The sequence below is a fragment of the Sphingobacterium sp. IITKGP-BTPF85 genome (assembly GCF_001006065.1).
Lineage (GTDB): Bacteria > Bacteroidota > Bacteroidia > Sphingobacteriales > Sphingobacteriaceae > Sphingobacterium > Sphingobacterium anhuiense.
Genome location: NZ_ASZT02000284.1, coordinates 1 through 1,858, shown reverse-complemented (window position 1 = coordinate 1,858; position 1,858 = coordinate 1). Strand labels below are relative to the sequence as shown.

Annotated in this window: 3 protein-coding genes; all 3 read left to right on the top strand. The window is 34.2% G+C overall.

The annotated features are described in order from the left end of the window. A partial coding sequence (locus tag L950_RS25145; protein ID WP_021191544.1) for a DUF2306 domain-containing protein occupies positions 1-391 on the top strand: 391 nt, incomplete at its 5' end. A 1-nt stretch (position 392) separates the two neighbouring features. After that, the gene (locus tag L950_RS25140; RefSeq protein WP_021191543.1) at positions 393-1,313 is read left to right on the top strand and encodes a YARHG domain-containing protein; all 921 of its coding nucleotides are present in this window, start codon (positions 393-395) and stop codon (positions 1,311-1,313) included. Positions 1,314-1,387: 74 nt separating this feature from the next. Continuing rightward, a partial coding sequence (locus L950_RS25135; protein WP_021191542.1) for a response regulator occupies positions 1,388-1,858 on the top strand: 471 nt, incomplete at its 3' end.

The following is a 1,858-nucleotide window of genomic DNA, read 5'->3' as shown; positions in this document are numbered from 1 at the left end:
TTTAAGAACATACCCACGTTTACATAGAGCATTTGGTTATTTATATGCTGGTGCTATTTTAATTGTTGCAGCACCCTCTGGTTTTTTAATCGCAATGCAAGCTAACGGTGGACCAGTTGCTCAGATTGCCTTTACATTACTTGCAATATTTTGGTTTTACGTTACACTTCAAGCTGTTCTAAGAGCAAAAACGGGAGATTTTAAAGCGCATAAAAATTTTATGATCAGAAGTTTTGCATTGACATGTTCGGCATTAACTTTGCGCTATTGGAAACTTGTATTAGTTTATTTCTTTCATCCCTATCCCATGGACCTATACCAATTGGTGGCCTGGTTAGGCTGGATTCCAAATCTAATAATTGCAGAATGGATAATTAACCGTAATAAATAATATGAAAAGACTTTTCTATATTGCACTGGCATTCGTCATGCTAACCTCTTGTAATAGTAAAACAGATAAAAAATCTTCAGACCAATCAGTTTCGGGAGCTATGGTCGAAAATGAGATTCATCCAGAATTATATGGAAATTGGGTAGGCGATTTTACTGTAGATGAAAAAGTTTCGGAAGAAATTCTTGAAAAGCAAGGCGAGTTTCCTGCTGAATTCGATTATAGTCCTAAAATTAATTTGACAATTAAAAGAATTACAGCCGATACAGTCATTGCGCAAAATGTGGTAAAAGGAAATTTAAGACCTTTGGTAGGGAAAATAGAAGAAAATGGAAATTTGATCACCTTTATCTTGGATGAGCCCGGAGATAAAAAATCTGACGGAAGATTTGAGTTCAAATTGAATAAAGATACTTTAGAGGGGGCTTGGACAGCATTTGATCAAAGTGTAAATGTGAAAAAAAGGAATTTCAAATTAATAAAAAAACAGTTCGTTTATAATGCTAATCTCATGTTACCTAATGATGAAAATAGCGAACCATTAATTGATTGGTATGCGTCAAAAAAGGAATCAAAGACGATGGCAGACGGAGATTCAACTTACACCTTTATTAATGATTTATATCGTGCAGCATCGCCTGTTGTATATACGCTCAATGCGTCAAAAACAAAGCTCACAGAAGCCGATTTAAAAAATTTGAAGAAGTTGGATTTAGAGATTATTCGAAATACTATTTTTGCACGTCATGGATATGCTTTTACTAAAATTAATGTGCGTCAATTCTTTGATCCGGTGGATTGGTATGTGCCGGTTTCCAATGATGTAACAAAAGAGCTAACGCAATTGGAACGTGATAATATTGCCCTATTAACACGTTTTGAAAAGTTTGCAACTGATAACTATGATCATTTTGGTCGTTAGGTACAAATTGTATCTGATATACATAATAAGTTTCGCCTAAAATTTACTTAAGTTTGATATCTAAAATTTAATCATTGAGCACTATCCTAATCATCGACGACGAAGAAAAGATTCGTACACTACTTGCTAGAATTATTACCCTAGAAGGCTTTGAAGTATTTCAAGCTTCAGATTTAAAGAAAGGATTGAAACGCTTGGAAGAGCAAGATATTGATGTTGTAATCTGTGATGTTAAATTACCCGACGGAAGTGGTGTAGATAGCACAAAAGTAATAAAAGAGAAGTACCCGTTAATTGAAATTATCTTGTTGACAGCATATGGAAATATTCCGGATGGCGTACAGGCAATTAAAAATGGAGCTTTTGATTACATTACCAAAGGAGACGATAACAATAAGATTATTCCATTAGTAAATAATGCAAGCGAAAAGGTAGCATTGGCAAAAAGAGTTCAAAAACTCGAAAAACAGCTAGGAGACCGCTATTCCTTTGACAAGATTGTCGGAAAATCGAAACCAATATTAAATGCAATTGATTTAGCAAAA